The organism is Arthrobacter sp. Y3224198, from assembly GCF_059090025.1.
Map to the genome: position 1 here is coordinate 96,223 of NZ_JBNHFG010000012.1, position 15,299 is coordinate 111,521.

Below are 15,299 nucleotides of genomic sequence, written 5' to 3' on the forward strand. Positions count from 1 at the left end.
CGGATGGCCCGCACCACCGCCGCGTCCGCGCTGCCGGAGTTCAACCCCGCCCGTTACACCCGCACCATCTCGCGCAGCCACCGGCGCGGCAGTACCCGCCTCCGGGAGGTGCTGCTGGACGCCTACACCACGGTCCTGGGGGTAGGCACCGTCCTGGCGTTAGCCGGGGGACTGGTCCTGGCGCTGCGGAACGAGGTGGCGCTGGCGCTGGGGTCCGGTGCCGGTGCCCGCCGGACCATTGTTGCCACGCAGTGGATGGGCCTGCCCGACGGCGCGACGGTCACCTTCCTGCTGTTCACCGCACTGGCCGCAGTGCTGGCCGGGGCCCGGAAGCTGGGCCCGGTGGCGGTGGCTCCGGCTGAGGGGTACTGGTGGCTGAGCCTGCCCGTAGACCGCAGCCCGTTCCTCGCCGGAAGGCTGCTGCGCCGGACCGGACTGGCCTGGGCGGCGGGTACAGTCCTGTACCTGCCGGTGGGCATCATCACCGACCTGCAGGCAACGCCCGCGGGTCAGGCCGCCGGTGCCGCCGTTTTTGGCCTGGCTGTGGTTTGCGCGCTCTTGCTGAATGCGCTGGGACAGGCGGCGGCGGGCCGGGCGTCCGCGGGCAACAACTTTCCGGCCGGGCCCGCCGGTACGGCCGCCGCCCTGGGACTGCTGGCTGTGCTGAGCTTCCTTCCCGGGCTCGCCGCGGACGGAGCACTTTGGCCGGCCGCCGCGGCGCTGGCCGTCGTCGTCGGGCTGTGGTGGCTGGTGTTCGCCCGGATGGAGTCCATCCCGCGCCGTGAACTTATCCGCGGCGGCGGGGTCTCCGGGCATGCCGGGGCAGCGCTGTTCCTGATGGACACCAATGAGCTGGGGCGGGCGTTCGCCGCCGCCCCGGGCGCCCGGACGTCCCGCCGGGCCCGAAGCTGGTATGCCAAGGGGGCCCGCTCGCCGTTCGGCGCCCTGCTGCGGGCGGATGCCACCGCGTTCCTGCGCACCCCCGGCCTCTGGGGCCGACCGGTGCTGCTGCTCCTGCTGTGTGTTGCCGTGCTGCTCACTGCCGGTTCCCAGCCGGCCCTGATGCAGCTGGCCGTCATCCTGCTCACCGTCTGCGGGACGGTTCCAGCGCTGGGAGCCCTGGCCCGGCAGACTGCCATCACCCCGGGACTGGAGGCGCTGCTGCCGTTGTCCCCGGCGCTGGTGCGGCTCAGCCGGACGGCGCTGCCCGCTGCCGCACTGGTCCTCTGGTCCGCTGCATTCTGTGCCGTCCTGGTACTGCTGGGCGCGGGCAGTCCGGCTTTGATCGGGCTCGGAGCACTCGCCGGGGCGGGATTCGGTGCCGCGGCGGTGCGCGATGCCTACCGTCCGCTGCCGGACTGGACCGTACCGCCGGCGGAAACCGTGTTCGGTCCGGTGCCTACGGCCCAGACGGGGTCGCTGGCCGAGGGGCTGGATGCCACGCTGCTGGCGGCGGTGCCGCTGCTGCTGGGCCTGTTCCTGGGCTATGTTCCCGCAGTGCTGTTCCTGGTCCAGGCGGTCTTTTCCACCGCCTGCGTCCTGTTGGCGATGTACTCGCGGAAGTGACGGTCGGGTGATTCATGCCGTCTGCGGACTGCGGACTGCGGACTGCCGACGACGCCGGCCTCCCGGTCCGCGCCGGTCTTGCGCGGCCGGCGGAACCCGACCGCCGTCAGGTACAGACCCAGCGAGGCTTCCCAGATGATCTCCGGCAGGGTGGCCAGGGCCGAGGGCACCGAGGACTGCCCGTAGGCGCCGAACAGCACGGCCAGGCCGGAGAGCGACATCAGCGGACCGCCGATCAGGCCGAACAATGCCAGGGGCCGCGGCACCAGCCGCGAGCGGTACATCAGGAACCCCAGCAGCAATCCGTTGCCGATGCCGACGACGAAGCCGGGGCCCAGCAGGAAGGTCCAGTCGTGGATGGACACCAGGGCCCGGGCCACCGGCAGGTACCCGTCGGCGTCGCCGCCGGCCCTCTGGCGCAGGCTGAGGACGGCCAGCACGCTGAGGATGCCAACCGCTATCAGGGCGCACTCCATGATCCGCGCGGCCACGTAGCCCAGGGCGGCCGTCTCGCTGTGCCGGCGCAGAACGGGAAACAGGACGACGGCGGTGCCGATGTTGGCGATGATCAGCACCAGTTCGCACACGGCACCCCAGAGAATGCGGGTGTCCGTTCCGGGGCCGGCGACGTAGCCCGGGTTGGTGAGCAGCGGCGCATACAGGGCTGCTCCGGTGATGGCGGAGACGAACGTGATCAGGAACAGGACCCCGGCGGTCCGGGGGGTGTGCTGGGACGGGTGCATGGTGCTCCTCCAGGCCAAGAGGTGTACGACGTACACCGAATGAGATGACGGTAGGTGTATGCCGTACACTTTGTCAATCACTTCCGACCGCCAGGAGGAACCCGTGCCGCCCGCCCCCGAGCCAAAAATGCCGCAGCAGGAGAAACCCGCACGCCGCCCGCGCCTGAACCGGGCGGCCGTGCTGCGCGCCGGCGTCGAACTGGCTGACTCGGTGGGGATTGACGGCCTGACCATGCGGACGCTCGCAGAGGAACTCGGCGTGGTGCCCATGGCGCTGTACAAACACGTGGCCAATAAGCAGGAACTGCTCGAGGGCATGGTCGACCGGGTCTGGGCGGAGGTCGCGGAGCCGCATAGCGGGCCCGGATGGAAACAGGCGATGCGCGATCGTGCGCTGTCCTTGAGGGCTGCATTGGTCCGGCACCGCTGGGCCATCGGGCGGATGGAAGCCGCCGGCCGCCCGGGGCCGGAGAACCTGCGCCAGCACAACGCCATGCTGGGCTGTCTGCGGCAGGGCGGGTTTTCATTCCGCACCACCGTCCACGTGACCAGCCTGCTGGATGCCTACGTGTACGGTTTTGCCCTGCAGCAGCAGACGCTGTCCTTCGAGACGCCGGAAGAGTCAGCCGAGGCAGCAGCCGCCACCCGGAACGCGCAGCCCGAGGACGTTGCCGCCCGGTATCCCTATCTGCTGGAAGTGGTGGGCGAGCTGGCCAAGGAGGGCTATGACTACGACGCCGAATTCACGGTGGGACTGGATGTACTGCTGGATGGCGTCGAGCTGCTGCGTGGGTCCTGGCGCATAAGCTAACGCCACCGGAACGGGCGCCGGCGCCGGACCCGGTGCCACCGGAATGAAATCCGGGCCCGGGTTCGGTGCAGCGGAAATCAGCCGGCCAGGATCATCTGTGCAGCGCGCTCGGCGATCATAATGGTGGGCGCATTGGTGTTGCCCGTGGGCACCAGCGGCATCACGGAGGCGTCCGCAATGCGCAGGCCGGGCAACCCGTGCACCTGCATGCTGCGCGGATCCACCACGGCCAGGGCGTCCAGGCCCATCTTGCAGGTGCCGACCTGGTGGTGGTAGGTCACCGCGGTGTCCCGCACATACTGTTCCAGGTCGCTGGCGCTGTCCGTGACCTGCGGGCCGGGATAGATTTCCTCGGCGCCCCATTCCCCGGCCAGGGCGGAAGTGCGGCCCAGCTCGCGGCACTGGCGCACCGATGCCGCCAGGGACTCGACGTCGGCCTGCTCGGTGAGCGCGCCCAGGTCAATGCGGATCGGGTCCTCGGGAGCCGGACCGGACAGGGTGATCTCGCCGCGGCTGAGCGGGCGGACAATGCCGGCCACCAGGGAGAAGCCGTTCTCCGGACCGGTCATTGAATCCAGGAAGTACATGGGCAGGGAGAAGTGAATCGGCTGGGTGTCCGGCACGGCCAGGTCCGGCCGGGATTTCCAGAACAGGTGCGTCTCCGCCGCCCCTACCTCGCAGTCGGGCACCGGCTTGGCGGTGGTGGTGAAAATGACCGGGGAGAGCAGGTGGTCATGCAGGTTCTTGCCGACGCCGGGCAGGTCCAGCACGGGCTCCACGCCGGCCGCCCGCAGTTCCTCCGCCGGGCCGATGCCCGAACGCAGCAGGATCTCCGGGGATCCGATGGCACCGCCGGCCAGCAATATTTCCTCCGCGTGAAGGGTCTTGACCTGTCCGTCATGGTCAAACTCCACCCCGGTCACGGCGCCGTCCTCGATCAGCAGCCGGCGGACCGTGGCACCGGTGAGCAGGGTCAGGTTCGGGTTATCCGCCACCGGCCGCAGGTAGGCGTGCCAGGTGTTGAACCGCTTCCCGTCCCGAACGTTCAGCTGCATCTTTGAGGCACCCTCAACGTCGCCGGAGTTGTAGTCCTCATTGATCTTGATGCCCATTTCCGCGGCACCGGCCAGGATGGATTCCTGCACCGGATTCATCGGGAAATCACCCACGACGTCGAGCGGGCCGTCGGTGCCGCGCGAGTCGGAGGCGCCGCCGTCGTAGTTCTCAATGGCGCGGAACACCGGGAGTACGTCCTCCCAGCCCCAGCCGGGGCAGCCGAGATAGTTCCAGGTGTCGTAGTCCTGCTTGGCGCCGCGCACCCAGATGGTGGCGTTCAGTGCGTGAGAGCCGCCCAGCACCTTGCCGCGGGGCAGGTGGATCCGCCGGTTCGAGGCGCCGGGCTGTTCCACCGTGTAGTAGTCCCAGTCCTCCGGGCCGTGCCAAAGCCCGCCTGCCTCGTGCACGTTGGCGATGATGGGATTGGTGTCATCGCCGCCCGCCTCGAGCACGGTGACCCGGTGCCCGGCGTCCAGCAGCCGGCGGGCCAGGACACAGCCGGCCGAACCGGCGCCGATGACAATGTAGCTGGAGGATTCCACGGGAAGCGGCCTTTCGGTAAAGCGGTACAGCGGAGAGAAGTGGAAGCGGTGCCGGGCTAGTGGGGGCTACGGCCCGGCACCGCGGTTCTGGGGCAGGTCAGTAGCTGATGACCTGCGGGGCGCCGAGGTGTTTGAGGCCCTCGACGCCGAATTCGAGCCCGTAGCCGGACTGCTTGGCGCCGCCGAAGGGGATGCGCGGGTCCACGGTGCCGTGTTTGTTGATCCACACGGTGCCGGCGGTGATCCGGGCAGCCACCTCGCGGGCGGCGTCCTTGTCCGAGGACCAGACGGAGGCGCCCAGGCCCACGTCCAGGCCGTTGGCCATGTCCACGGCTTCGTCCACGGTGGAGTAGCGGATGATCGGCAGGGCCGGGCCGAACTGTTCCTTGGCGACCAGCGGGTTGCTGTTGTCGATGTCCGCCACCAGGGTGGTCGGGTAGAAGAAGCCGGGCTGGTCCGTGTCCGGGTTGCCGCCGAGCACAATGCGGGCACCGGAGTCCCGGGCAGCGTCAACAAGGTCCGCCACGATGCGGTACTGCGCCTCGTTCTGCAGCGGACCCAGCACATTCTTCTCGTCCAGGCCAACGCCCATCGGCATCTTCTCGGCAACGGCGGCGAGGGCGGTGACCACGTCGTCGTAGATGTCCTCGTGCACGTACAGCCGCTTCATGGCCGCGCAGGTCTGTCCGGTGTTGATGAACGCGCCCCAGAATAGGTCCTCCGCAATCGCCTGCGGGTCGGCGTCGGGCAGCACGATGCCGGCGTCATTGCCGCCGAGTTCAAGTGTCAGGCGCTTCACGGTGTCCGCGGAGGAGCGGATGATCGCTTTGCCGGTGGCGGTGGAGCCGGTGAACATGATCTTGTCCACGCCGGGGTGTCCGGCGAGGGTTTCGCCGACGTCCCGTCCGCCGGAAACCACGTGCAGCACGTCCGCCGGCAGCGCCTGGTTGATCACGGCGGCCAGTGCCAGTACGGACAGGGGCGTGTATTCGGAGGGCTTCATCACCACGGTGTTGCCCATCCGCAGCGCCGGGGCCAGCTGCCAGACGCTGATCATCATGGGCCAGTTCCACGGACCGATGGCGCCCACGACGCCCAGGGGGCGGTAGTGCAGTTCGGCGCGGCCGCCGTCGTCGTCCACCAGCACTTCAGGCTCGAGGTCGAACGACGCCGCGGCGCGCAGCCAGGCAGCGGCCCCGCCCACCTCGAAGCGGGCGTTGGGTCCGTTCAGCGGCTTGCCCTGTTCGCGGGAGAGGAGTTCGGCCAGGGCTTCGGCGGAGGCGTCGATGGCGTCGGCGGCGCGCATCAGCGCTTCACGGCGGGCGGTATGGCCGAGACCGGCCCAGGCCGGCTGTGCCGCGCGAGCCGCCGAGATGGCGTTTTGGAGGTCTTCGACGCTGTGCTCCGGGGCTTTGCCCACCAATTCCCCGGTGGCTGGATCCAGGATGTCCCGGCCCCCGTTGGCGGCGGCAACCGCGTCGAGGAGGTCCTGGTAGGAGGAAAGTGTTGAGTTGGCGAGAGGCATGTCCTGCTCCTTTGCTGGATGGCGGCCCGGGGTGCTCAGTTAACTGTGGCCCAGGTCATAGCGCCACCGGTTGGCTTTGCGTGAGCAGTGCTTGGCAAACCGTGCACGCCCGGTAAGCCGGCACCCTTGTGCAGGAACAGTGGGCGGAGTTGGCTGGAGTGATGGGAAAGCTGATGTACTCCATTAACTGCTCGCTGGACGGGTACAGCGCCGACGCTGACGGCAACTTCGCCTGGATGGCGCCAAGCGGGCAGTTCATTGCCTCACACGCGCAGGACCTGGAGGACGCGGCCACCGCGCTTTACGGGCGGCGGATGTACGAAGCCCTGGCGGTCTGGGAAAACGATCCGGGCCTGGCGGCCGGCTCGCCGGAGGAGGGCCGGTACGCCGCGGCGTGGACGGCGGTGCCCAAGGTGGTGTTTTCCTCCACCCTGCCGGAGGTCTCCACCGGCCGGACCACTCTGGAACCTGCCCTCACTCCCGAAGCCATCGAGCGCGCCAAGGCCGCCGGTAACGCCACCATCGGCGGCCCGGAGCTGGCCAAAAGCGCCCTGCGGATGGGGCTGGTCGACGTCGTCTCGCTGGTGATCTGCCCGGTGATCGTGGGCGGCGGAACGCGGGCGCTGCCCGACGGCCTGTTCCTGGACCTCCTCCTGTTGGGGGAGGAACGGTTCGACAACGGGACGGTCCGGGTCAGTTATGCGGTGCAGTGACCCGGACCGGCCCGCGGTTACCGGTTAGGCCCTGCGCCCGGCCACGGCGGACAGCTCGTCCGCTTCCGGTTCGTCCCCGCCGTAGCCGATTCCGGCGTACACTTCCGGCCGGCGGCGCCGCAGCACCACCGCCCAGAGCATGCCGAGCAGGCCCGGCACCAGCACAATGGCCGGCAGCAGCCAGCCCAGTACGCTCGCCTCCTGCAGGCCGATCAGCACATCGAAGTTGGCCACGATCATTGCAAACACTGCGGCCAGGGCAACGCCCGCCGTCATCGGCGCCACCAGCCGGGTCCAGGTGCCGTACCAGGCGGCGTGCCGGTTCAGGTAGCCCACCACCGCAAAGGACGTCAGCGCCATCAGCAGCACCAGCCCAAACGCGCCCATATTGGTCAGCCAGGTGAACAGGGTGAGCACCGGGTACAGCGCCCCGGTTTCGTGCCCGTTCCCGGCGACGGCGAACACGGCCAGGACCACGACGGCGATGGCGGACTGCGCCAGGGATCCCGCCACCGGCGCCTGGGTGCGCGCGCTGGTGCCGGCCAGCGCGCGGGGGAGCACGCCCTCGCGGCCGAGGGCGAAGAAGTAGCGGGCCACCACGTTGTGGAAGGCCACCAGGGCCGCCAGCAGGCTGGTGACGAAAAGCAGCGAGGACAGGTCCACGGCCCAGTCCGGGATGCGTTCGGCCAGGAAGGCGAACACGAGGTCCGGACCCAGCTCGGTGGAGCGGGCAATGACCTGGCTGTCACCTTCCCCTACGGCCATGGCCCAGGCGGAGAAGGCATAGAAGCAGGCAATCACCACAATGGCGATGAAAGTGGCCCGGCGGGCGGTGGTGCGCCGGTCCTTCACTTCCTCGTTGTAGATGGCACCGGATTCAAAACCCATAAACGCGGCAATGGAGAAGGACAACGCCGCGCCCACTCCGGCAGTGAACAGGCCCGACGGCGCCAGGGAAGCGGCGCTGATGCCCTCCGGCGCCGCAGCCACGGAGAGGAGGTCATACACAATCACCACCAGGAATTCCAGGGCGACCAATGCCCCCAGCACCTTGGCGGAGAGGTCCACCTTGTTCACGCCGAAGACGGCCACCACCACCCAGGCCGCCAGGGCGCAGAGCCACCAGGAGGGTTGCGCCCCGGTGAGGCCGGTGATGAAGGAGGACGCGGCGAAGCCGAACATCCCGTAGATCCCGATCTGCATGGCGTTGTAGGCCAGCAACGCCACCCAGGCCGCACCCACGCCCGCGGGCTTGCCCAGTCCGCGGGCTACGTAGGCGTAAAACGCCCCGGCGTTGTGCACGTGCTGGCTCATGGCGGAGTAGCCGACGGAGAACACCAGCAGCACCGCGCCCAGCACAATGAAGGACAGCGGGATGCCGGGCAGGGCGGTGACCGCGTAGTTGCTGGTCACCCCGCCGGCCACCACGGTCAGCGGAGCGGAGGCGGCAATGATCATAAACACGAGCGCCGGCACTCCGAGGCGCCGCTGCCCCAGGCCGGTGCCCGGGCTGTGCTGCTGGGCAGTAGTGGACACGGTGGTCTCCTGACGGACGGATCGGAGCTGGTGCACCCGGGGCGGGTCTGAGACAACTGTGGTCTACGTCATACTCCGACCGCTTGTCTTTCAGTGAGCACTGATTGGCTAACCGTGCACTTGCAACGCTCCACTTACGTGCGTTGGCGGTATGTGGAGGGAGAGCAGCCATGCGCGGTGCGGAAGATCCGGCTGAAGTGTGCCGGATCCGGCAGGCCCCAGCGGGCACCAATGGCGGAGATCGGCACGTCGGCCAGCAAGGGGTCGGCCAGGTCGCGGCGGGCACCGGCCAGCCGGCGCTCGCGGATCCAGGCCGCGGCCGTGGTGCCGCTGTCCTCGAAGAGTTTGTGCAGGCTGCGGGTGGAAATGTAATGCGCGGCGGCCACGTAGCCGGGGGTGAGGTCCGGGTTGGAGAGCTGTCCGTCAATGAACAGTTGGATCCGGCGCAGCATCCGGGCATGTCCGGCCCCCTCGGGGACAGGGCGGGCATAGGCCTCGTCCGCAAGCAGGGTGGCCAGCAGGTCCACGGTGTTCATGGCCAGCCGGTGGGCAATGGGGCCGTCGAGTTCGGGCAGCATCCGCGCAGTCTGGGTCAGGAACGGGACGACGGCGCGGCCCAGCCGGTGCTCCTTGCCCAGCGGGAGGGCGGTCAGTCCGCTCATCTGGTCCGCGGACAGGCCCACCAGGTGTTTGGGGAACATCAGCACCAGCGTGGAGAAGCTCTGGTCAAAGCGCAGGGTGTACGGCTGGCCGGTGTCATAGATGGCCAGCTCGCCGGGGGTCAGCACCGTCTCCCGGCCGCTCTGGCAAAGCACCCCGCTCCCGGACAGCTGGAGATTCAGCTTGTAGAACCCGGACCCGCCGGCGGCAATCAGCGCCGGGGTGCGTTCCACGGCATGGGGCATGGCGTCCACCTGCACAATCGCCAGTTCGCGCAGTTGGTGGCTGGTGAGCTGTCCGGCAAAGGCGGACTCCGGATGCGGACCGGCGGGCGCGGTCTCCAGGGGCACAAAGGACTCCGAGATCAGGCGCTTCCACTCGGGGAAGGACTGGGCGCGGACGACGGCGCCGGAGGGCGCGGGTGCCGCCGGAGGGTCCGGCGCGGCTGCGGCCGGGGGAGTGGAGGTTTGCAGGCTGGTCATGGCCGTCCTTTCCCTTTGCCGCAGTGAACCGGATCACGTTTCAGGAAACTTACGCGTTTTTTCTACGGTTGTCGAAGATTTTCTCCATGTGTCGACCTTCCCGGGCCCCGGGCGCGTGTCGCCGCCGGCTCGTACGCCGATGCCCCTGAATGGCAAAGAACCAGCAAGAACTCATTCAGGGGCAGACAAACTCCCCATACATCTGTACTGTACGACTGTATGGTAAGTACTTCGACGCACAGGAGGAATCGTGGGGAAACAGACTAAAGCCGCGGCTGCCGGAATCGGTATGGTCGTAGTCGGCGCAGCGATGTTTGTGGTGTTCGGTTATTTCGTAGAGGTACGGACCCCGGTTATCGGGCTCCGGCAGGTCGGAGCGGTGATTGCGGTGCTGGGCGTGATCGAGTTGGTGGCGTTGCGGTGGGGCGGCGCCAGTAAAAGGAAGGACGATCTCATTTAATGGCACAAGAGCGCATCCTCGGTGCGGTGCTGGACGTACTGGCCGACCATGGGGTCGACAAACTCAGCATCAGGACCGTGGCGCAGGCGGCGGATGTTTCCCCCGCCCAGGTCCAGTACTACTACCGCACCAAGCGGGACCTGATCCGAGCGGGGTTCGAGTATTCCAGCAGTCAGTTCCTCGCCGCCGTTGCGGCCGCAAAACCGAAGACACTCCGTGAGTTGACCCTGCAGTGGCTCCCGTTGGACGAGGTCCGGGAGCGCCGTGCACGTGTCTGGCTCGCTTATACAGAGATGGCTGCCGGGGATGACCAACTCGCCGGGGAAGCTGCCCGTACCGACGGGGAACTGCGTCAGTGGTTCGTCGGTGCAGGTGTCCCGGAGGCGCAGGCGGCAATGCTCCTGGCTCTTATAGACGGCGCCACGGCACAGTGCCTGGTCCTGCCGATGCCCCGGCGCCAGGAGCTCGTGGAGAACACGCTGCTGGCATTTCTGGACCAGAATGACCTCGATCTGAAGCTTAGGCAGTGAGCTAACCGGGGCCGTACAGCGCCTGGATCCGGTTGCGGTGAACACCTGCCCCGGCGCCTACCCGCGCAGCAGCGCCAACTGCCCGTCCAGCTGCGCCACCAGCTGCTCCGGAGAGTTGAAGGCGGGATCAAACACGGCCGCCACCTGGGCACCCAGCAGGAAGGTCAGCAGTGTCTCTGCGGCAACCTCCACCGGCGGACGTCCGCCGTCTGCCGCGCCGCCGTCGGCGTCGCGAGCCGCCGAGAGCCAGCTACGGATACCGCTGCGCCACTGCAGCATGGCTGCATCATTGACCTCGGCCTGTGCCGGATCGTGCAGTGCCTGCTGCCAGAAGGCGATGACCACCCGCGCTTCGTCGAGCCGGTCCGCATCCAGGGGGAGTACCTCAAGGCAGAAGGCCCGCAGGGCCTCGAGGCCGGTGAGCCCCTCGGTGGCTGCGTTGCTGCGGGCATTGGTGCGGGAGAAGACATGCCGGAAGGTGGCTTCCATCAGGTCCGCCTTGGCCGGGAAGTACGGCTTGATGGCACCGTTGGCGTAGCCGGCCTCGGCCGCGACCTCGCGGAGCGTGGCGCCGTCCAGGCCGCGCCGGGCAATGACCCGCCAGGTGGTCTGCACAATTTCGGCACGCCGTCGCTCATGGTCGACGATTTTCGGCATTCTTTCCTTCCGGCGCCGGCCCCCGCGGCCGCCAAGCCTCCGGCCATCCTAGCCATCCGGGAGCCGGGGCGGCGCACCAGGCGGGCGGAGGCAGTCGGTCTCGGGGGCCGGCGCCGGCACCGCCCCGGGCCTAAGCTGCCGCCGTGGCCTCCGGCCTCGACAGGGCATCAAAGACCTGCCGCCCGGCGAACCAGGTCTGCCGGGCCGTGAGCGCCGGGACCTGTTCGATGTCCACGGCAAACGGATCCGCTGAAAGCAGTACGAAATCGGCGGACTTCCCGGGGGCCAGTGTTCCGGCGACGTCGTCCAGTCCCATTGCCCGGGCGCAGTCCACCGTGTAGATGCGCAGCGCCTCCTCCAGGGCCACCGCCTGCTCGGGCCAGAGCGTGCCGGGGAACTCGCCGGTGGGATCCTTCCGGGTGACCAGGCCGTAGATGCCCTCCCACGGGTTGGGGGAGACGCTCACCGGCCAGTCCGACCCGGCGGCCACCAGGGCGCCGGCATCCAGCAGGGCACGGTTGGGCTGCATCTTCTCCGCGAACTCGGCCGGCAACACCGTTTTCATGGCCTCCGAAATCACGCCGGGGAACCACAGCGACGGCGAGATGTCGGCCGTGACGTTCAGCTCGGCGAAGCGCGGGATGTCGCTTTCCTGCACGAACTGCCCGTGCGCAATGTGGTACCGGGTATTGGTGAAACCCGCCTCGCGGACCTTCTGCACGGTGTCCAAAACCAGCCGCACGGAGGCGTCCCCCGTGCAGTGGATCTTGGCGGAAATGCCGCGCTCGGCGGTGCGCAGCAGCCAGCCCTCAAGCTCTTCCGGCTTCATGGTGGTGGTGCCGCAGGAGCAGCCGGACGCGCCTTCCTCCGGCAGGTACGGCTCCAGGAAGGCACCGGTGCGGGCCGGGGGAACACCGTCCAGGAAGATCTTGATGAAGTCCGGCCGGTGGCGGGCCGAACGCAGGCCTTCCCGGTGCTCAATGATGCCCTCGCCCAGCGGCTGGGTGCCGAAAATAAAGTCATTGGCAGCCATGGAGGTGACCACCCATGCCTGCAGCCGGCCGGCGTCGTCCAGGTATTTGAGTGCCTGCAGCAGCTGCAGGGAACTGGCCGCATCCTGGAAGCCGGTGATGCCGTAGGCATGCAGCATTTCGATGCCGCGTTCGGCGGCACGGGCCAGATCCTCGACGGCGTCCGCCTGGCCGTCTGCGGCGCGGGCCTTTTCCACCAGCACGCCGGCGGCCTCGAACAGGACGCCGGTCGGGCGGCCTGCGGGATCGTGCAGGATGCGCCCGCCGTCCGGGTCCGGGGTGCCGGCGGTGATCCCTGCGGCCCGCAGCGCCGCGGAGTTGACCCACCGGTTGTGCAGGCTGTCATCGCGCAGCATCGCCGGGTGTCCTGCGGTGGCGGCGTCCAGCCGGGCCAGCGCCTCCGGGGTGCTGATCTCCTCCAGCAGGCCCGAACCCCACTGTCCGCCGATCACCCAGGCTCCCTCCGGCAGTCCGGCGGTCCATGCCGCCACCGCGTCCAGGAACGCGTCGAGACCCGCGGTGGGTGGAATGCGGCACTCGAAGAGGTCCGCCTGCCCTGCGGCCGAGTGGTGGTTGTGTACGTCCATGAGTCCGGGCATCACGTACCCGCCTTCCAGATCAACCACCCGGTCGGCGTCCGGGGCCAGGGCGGCGGCGTCGTCACCCACCGCCAGCACGACGCCGTTGGCCACGGCCAGGGCGTGGGTGCGCCCGAGTGCCGGGTCCAGGGTGTCGATGATGCCGTTGAGCAGTACCAGGTTCGGGGCAGTTCCGGGCATGTGGTGGGCCTTTCCGCAGAAGTTCCCTCCAGCTTTGCCGCCGCGGCCGGGCCGGGTCTTGCCGCCCCGCGACGGCCCCTTGACGTTCCGTGCACGCCTTCCGCCGCCCGCCCGGAATCACGCCCTCTACCCCTTGTAACCCCCATCACAGCCAGTTATTGTCTACAGCCATAGAAAAACCGCTGCGTAGAACCGGAGACCTCCATGAGCTCGTGCCATTCCACCCCCGCAACCGGGCCCGCCGAAACCCCCGACGCGGACGCAGCGGGCGCCTACGCCCTCGCCACCCCGGAGGAAATCACCACGGTCCGCGAGACCCTCGAAGCCGCCGGCCTCTTCCCGGAGACCGCCCGGATCGCCTACCTCGGGCTGGTGGACCCGCCGCGCGGAACGGAAACGGCAGAAGACCGCCGCTTCCGCGTGTTCCTGCTGGACACCGCCGGCGGCAAGCCGCACGACGTCGTCGTTTCCGCCACCGCCCGCGAACTGGTGAGCGACACCGTCCTGGACACGGCCGTCACCGGCGAACTGCCCGTGCTCGAGGAGGAGTTCGAGGTGGTGGAACAGATCCTGTCCACCGATCCGGACTGGCTCGCCGCGCTGGAGAAGCGCGGACTCGACGTCGCGCAGGTCCGGGTGGCCCCGCTCTCCGCCGGTGTGTTCGAATACCCCGAGGAAAAGGGCCGGCGGATCCTGCGCGGCCTGGCCTTCCTGCAGACCCACGCCGAAGACTCGGCCTGGGCGCACCCCATTGACGGCCTGGTGGCGTACGTGGACGTCACCGCCCGCACCGTGGACCAGGTACTGGACTTCGGCGCAGTCCCGGTGCCGGAGGAACACGGCAACTACACGGACCCGGCCCTCACCGGACCGCTGCGCACCACGCAGAAACCCATCAGCATCACCCAGCCGGAGGGGCCGAGCTTCACGGTCACCGGCACCAACCACGTGGAGTGGGAAAAGTGGCACCTGGACGTGGGCTTCGACGTCCGCGAGGGACTGGTGCTCTACAACATCGGCTTCGAGGACGGCGGACAGGTGCGCCGGATCCTCAACCGCGCCTCCATTGCCGAAATGGTGGTCCCGTACGGCGATCCCGCGCCCACCCGTTCCTGGCAGAACTACTTCGACACCGGCGAATACCTGGTGGGGCAGTTCGCCAACTCGCTGGAACTTGGCTGCGACTGCCTGGGCGAAATCCACTACATCTCGCCCACGGTCTCGGATTCACGCGGCAACCCGCGCACCATCCGCAACGGCATCTGCATGCACGAGGAGGACGCGTCCATCCTCTCCAAGCACTCGGACCTGTGGTCCGGCATCAACTACACCCGCCGCAACCGCCGCCTGGTGATCAGCTTCTTCACCACCGTGGGCAACTACGACTACGGCTTCTACTGGTACCTGTACCTGGACGGCACCATCGAATTCGAGGCCAAGGCCACCGGCGTCGTCTTCACCAGCGCCTACCCGGGCAAGGACTACCCGTACGCCTCCGAAATGGCGCCGGGCCTGGGCGCCCCGTTCCACCAGCACCTCTTCGGCGCCCGGTTGGATTTCGCGCTCGACGGCGGCCCCGGCCGGGTGGAGGAGGAGGACGCAGTGCGGGTGCCGGTGGGTCCGGAGAACCCGCGCGGCAACGCCTTCACCCGCAAGCGGACCGTGCTGGCCCGCGAGTCGGAGGCCGCCCGTGACGCCGCTCCCGCCGTCGGCCGCACCTGGGTGGTGACGAATCCCGAAAAGACCAACCGGCTGGGCGAACCGGTGGGCTACAAACTGCATCCCGAGGGCCAGCCCACCCTGCTGGCGGACGAGGACTCCTCCATTTACCGGCGGGCGACCTTCGCGTCCAAGGCGCTGTGGGTGACCCGGCGGGACGAGTCCCAGCGCTACCCGACCGGCGACTTCGTCAACCAGCACGCCGGCGGCGGCGGCATTCCCGAATGGGTGCAGGCGGACCGGGACATCGACGGGCAGGACATTTCCGTGTGGCACACCTTCGGGCTGACGCACTTCCCGCGGGTGGAGGACTGGCCGATCATGCCGGTGGACACCACCGGCTTTAAGCTGCGGCCCGAGGGGTTCTTTGACCGCTCGCCCGTGCTGGACGTGCCGGCCCCGGAATCCGGCGGGACATAACCGATGCCGGGTGCGCAGCTGACACCGCCCTCGCGCGGGGCAAGCAGCCCGGCAAGGCATTTGAGCAAG

Annotated in this window: 13 protein-coding genes; 6 read left to right on the forward strand and 7 right to left on the reverse strand. The window is 68.7% G+C overall.

Going from position 1 to position 15,299, the window contains the following annotated elements:
* Nucleotides 1-3 precede the first annotated feature (3 nt).
* Complete coding sequence (locus tag AC5RUF_RS09120; protein WP_494130360.1) at nucleotides 4-1,566, forward strand: DUF6297 family protein; 1,563 nt, start codon at nucleotides 4-6, stop codon at nucleotides 1,564-1,566.
* On the opposite strand, the gene AC5RUF_RS09125 is transcribed toward AC5RUF_RS09120, so the two are convergent.
* Complete coding sequence (locus tag AC5RUF_RS09125) at nucleotides 1,485-2,309, reverse strand: DUF4386 domain-containing protein (protein ID WP_494130361.1); 825 nt, start codon at nucleotides 2,307-2,309, stop codon at nucleotides 1,485-1,487. The two genes, AC5RUF_RS09120 and AC5RUF_RS09125, sit on opposite strands and share 82 nt — an antisense overlap.
* Before the next feature lie 70 nt (nucleotides 2,310-2,379).
* Here AC5RUF_RS09125 and AC5RUF_RS09130 point away from each other — a divergent pair, with 70 nt between their 5' ends.
* Nucleotides 2,380-3,120, forward strand: a complete 741-nt coding sequence (locus AC5RUF_RS09130; RefSeq protein ID WP_494130362.1) for a TetR/AcrR family transcriptional regulator C-terminal domain-containing protein — start codon at nucleotides 2,380-2,382, stop codon at nucleotides 3,118-3,120.
* Between the two features lie 77 nt (nucleotides 3,121-3,197).
* On the opposite strand, the gene AC5RUF_RS09135 is transcribed toward AC5RUF_RS09130, so the two are convergent.
* Both AC5RUF_RS09135 and AC5RUF_RS09140 read right to left on the reverse strand, forming a co-directional pair.
* Complete coding sequence (locus AC5RUF_RS09135) at nucleotides 3,198-4,718, reverse strand: GMC family oxidoreductase (RefSeq protein WP_493997644.1); 1,521 nt, start codon at nucleotides 4,716-4,718, stop codon at nucleotides 3,198-3,200.
* Nucleotides 4,719-4,815: 97 nt separating this feature from the next.
* On the reverse strand, nucleotides 4,816-6,243 hold the full coding sequence (locus AC5RUF_RS09140; protein ID WP_494130363.1) for an aldehyde dehydrogenase family protein: 1,428 nt from the start codon (nucleotides 6,241-6,243) through the stop codon (nucleotides 4,816-4,818).
* Between the two features lie 173 nt (nucleotides 6,244-6,416).
* Here AC5RUF_RS09140 and AC5RUF_RS09145 point away from each other — a divergent pair, with 173 nt between their 5' ends.
* Nucleotides 6,417-6,956, forward strand: coding sequence for a dihydrofolate reductase family protein (locus tag AC5RUF_RS09145; protein ID WP_494130364.1), 540 nt, complete (start codon nucleotides 6,417-6,419; stop codon nucleotides 6,954-6,956).
* Between the two features lie 24 nt (nucleotides 6,957-6,980).
* Here AC5RUF_RS09145 and AC5RUF_RS09150 read toward each other — a convergent pair whose 3' ends face one another.
* Together AC5RUF_RS09150 and AC5RUF_RS09155 are read right to left on the reverse strand one after the other, a co-directional pair.
* Entirely contained in the window at nucleotides 6,981-8,492 is a 1,512-nt protein-coding gene (locus AC5RUF_RS09150) for an APC family permease (protein WP_494130365.1), read from the reverse strand.
* A gap of 134 nt (nucleotides 8,493-8,626) precedes the next feature.
* Nucleotides 8,627-9,634: an AraC-like ligand-binding domain-containing protein gene (locus tag AC5RUF_RS09155; protein ID WP_494130366.1), complete on the reverse strand. Its 1,008-nt coding sequence runs from the start codon at nucleotides 9,632-9,634 to the stop codon at nucleotides 8,627-8,629.
* A gap of 250 nt (nucleotides 9,635-9,884) precedes the next feature.
* On the opposite strand from AC5RUF_RS09155, the gene AC5RUF_RS09160 reads away from it, so the two are divergent.
* A complete protein-coding gene (locus tag AC5RUF_RS09160) occupies nucleotides 9,885-10,094 on the forward strand; it encodes a hypothetical protein (protein WP_493998579.1) in 210 nt (69 codons plus the stop codon).
* Nucleotides 10,094-10,624: a TetR/AcrR family transcriptional regulator gene (locus AC5RUF_RS09165; protein ID WP_494130367.1), complete on the forward strand. Its 531-nt coding sequence runs from the start codon at nucleotides 10,094-10,096 to the stop codon at nucleotides 10,622-10,624. Before AC5RUF_RS09160 ends, AC5RUF_RS09165 begins: the two co-directional genes overlap by 1 nt.
* Before the next feature lie 57 nt (nucleotides 10,625-10,681).
* Here the strand turns inward: AC5RUF_RS09165 and AC5RUF_RS09170 are convergent, their stop codons facing one another.
* Both AC5RUF_RS09170 and AC5RUF_RS09175 read right to left on the reverse strand, forming a co-directional pair.
* Nucleotides 10,682-11,281: a TetR/AcrR family transcriptional regulator gene (locus AC5RUF_RS09170; protein WP_494130368.1), complete on the reverse strand. Its 600-nt coding sequence runs from the start codon at nucleotides 11,279-11,281 to the stop codon at nucleotides 10,682-10,684.
* A 130-nt stretch (nucleotides 11,282-11,411) separates the two neighbouring features.
* Nucleotides 11,412-13,091: an amidohydrolase gene (locus AC5RUF_RS09175; RefSeq protein WP_494130369.1), complete on the reverse strand. Its 1,680-nt coding sequence runs from the start codon at nucleotides 13,089-13,091 to the stop codon at nucleotides 11,412-11,414.
* Nucleotides 13,092-13,295: 204 nt separating this feature from the next.
* On the opposite strand from AC5RUF_RS09175, the gene AC5RUF_RS09180 reads away from it, so the two are divergent.
* The gene (locus tag AC5RUF_RS09180) at nucleotides 13,296-15,230 is read left to right on the forward strand and encodes a primary-amine oxidase (protein WP_494130370.1); all 1,935 of its coding nucleotides are present in this window, start codon (nucleotides 13,296-13,298) and stop codon (nucleotides 15,228-15,230) included.
* The last annotated feature ends 69 nt before the right edge of the window (nucleotides 15,231-15,299 follow it).

Excerpts from the sequence above, each read along its gene's own strand:
- AC5RUF_RS09140 (WP_494130363.1), bottom strand. The coding sequence starts at position 6,243 with ATGCCTCTCGCCAACTCAACACTTTCCTCCTACCAGGACCTCCTCGAC.
- AC5RUF_RS09170 (WP_494130368.1), bottom strand. The coding sequence starts at position 11,281 with ATGCCGAAAATCGTCGACCATGAGCGACGGCGTGCCGAAATTGTGCAG.
- AC5RUF_RS09145 (WP_494130364.1), top strand. The coding sequence starts at position 6,417 with ATGTACTCCATTAACTGCTCGCTGGACGGGTACAGCGCCGACGCTGAC.
- AC5RUF_RS09175 (WP_494130369.1), bottom strand. The coding sequence starts at position 13,091 with ATGCCCGGAACTGCCCCGAACCTGGTACTGCTCAACGGCATCATCGAC.
- AC5RUF_RS09120 (WP_494130360.1), top strand. The coding sequence starts at position 4 with ATGGCCCGCACCACCGCCGCGTCCGCGCTGCCGGAGTTCAACCCCGCC.
- AC5RUF_RS09165 (WP_494130367.1), top strand. The coding sequence starts at position 10,094 with ATGGCACAAGAGCGCATCCTCGGTGCGGTGCTGGACGTACTGGCCGAC.
- AC5RUF_RS09125 (WP_494130361.1), bottom strand. The coding sequence starts at position 2,309 with ATGCACCCGTCCCAGCACACCCCCCGGACCGCCGGGGTCCTGTTCCTG.
- AC5RUF_RS09155 (WP_494130366.1), bottom strand. The coding sequence starts at position 9,634 with ATGACCAGCCTGCAAACCTCCACTCCCCCGGCCGCAGCCGCGCCGGAC.
- AC5RUF_RS09180 (WP_494130370.1), top strand. The coding sequence starts at position 13,296 with ATGAGCTCGTGCCATTCCACCCCCGCAACCGGGCCCGCCGAAACCCCC.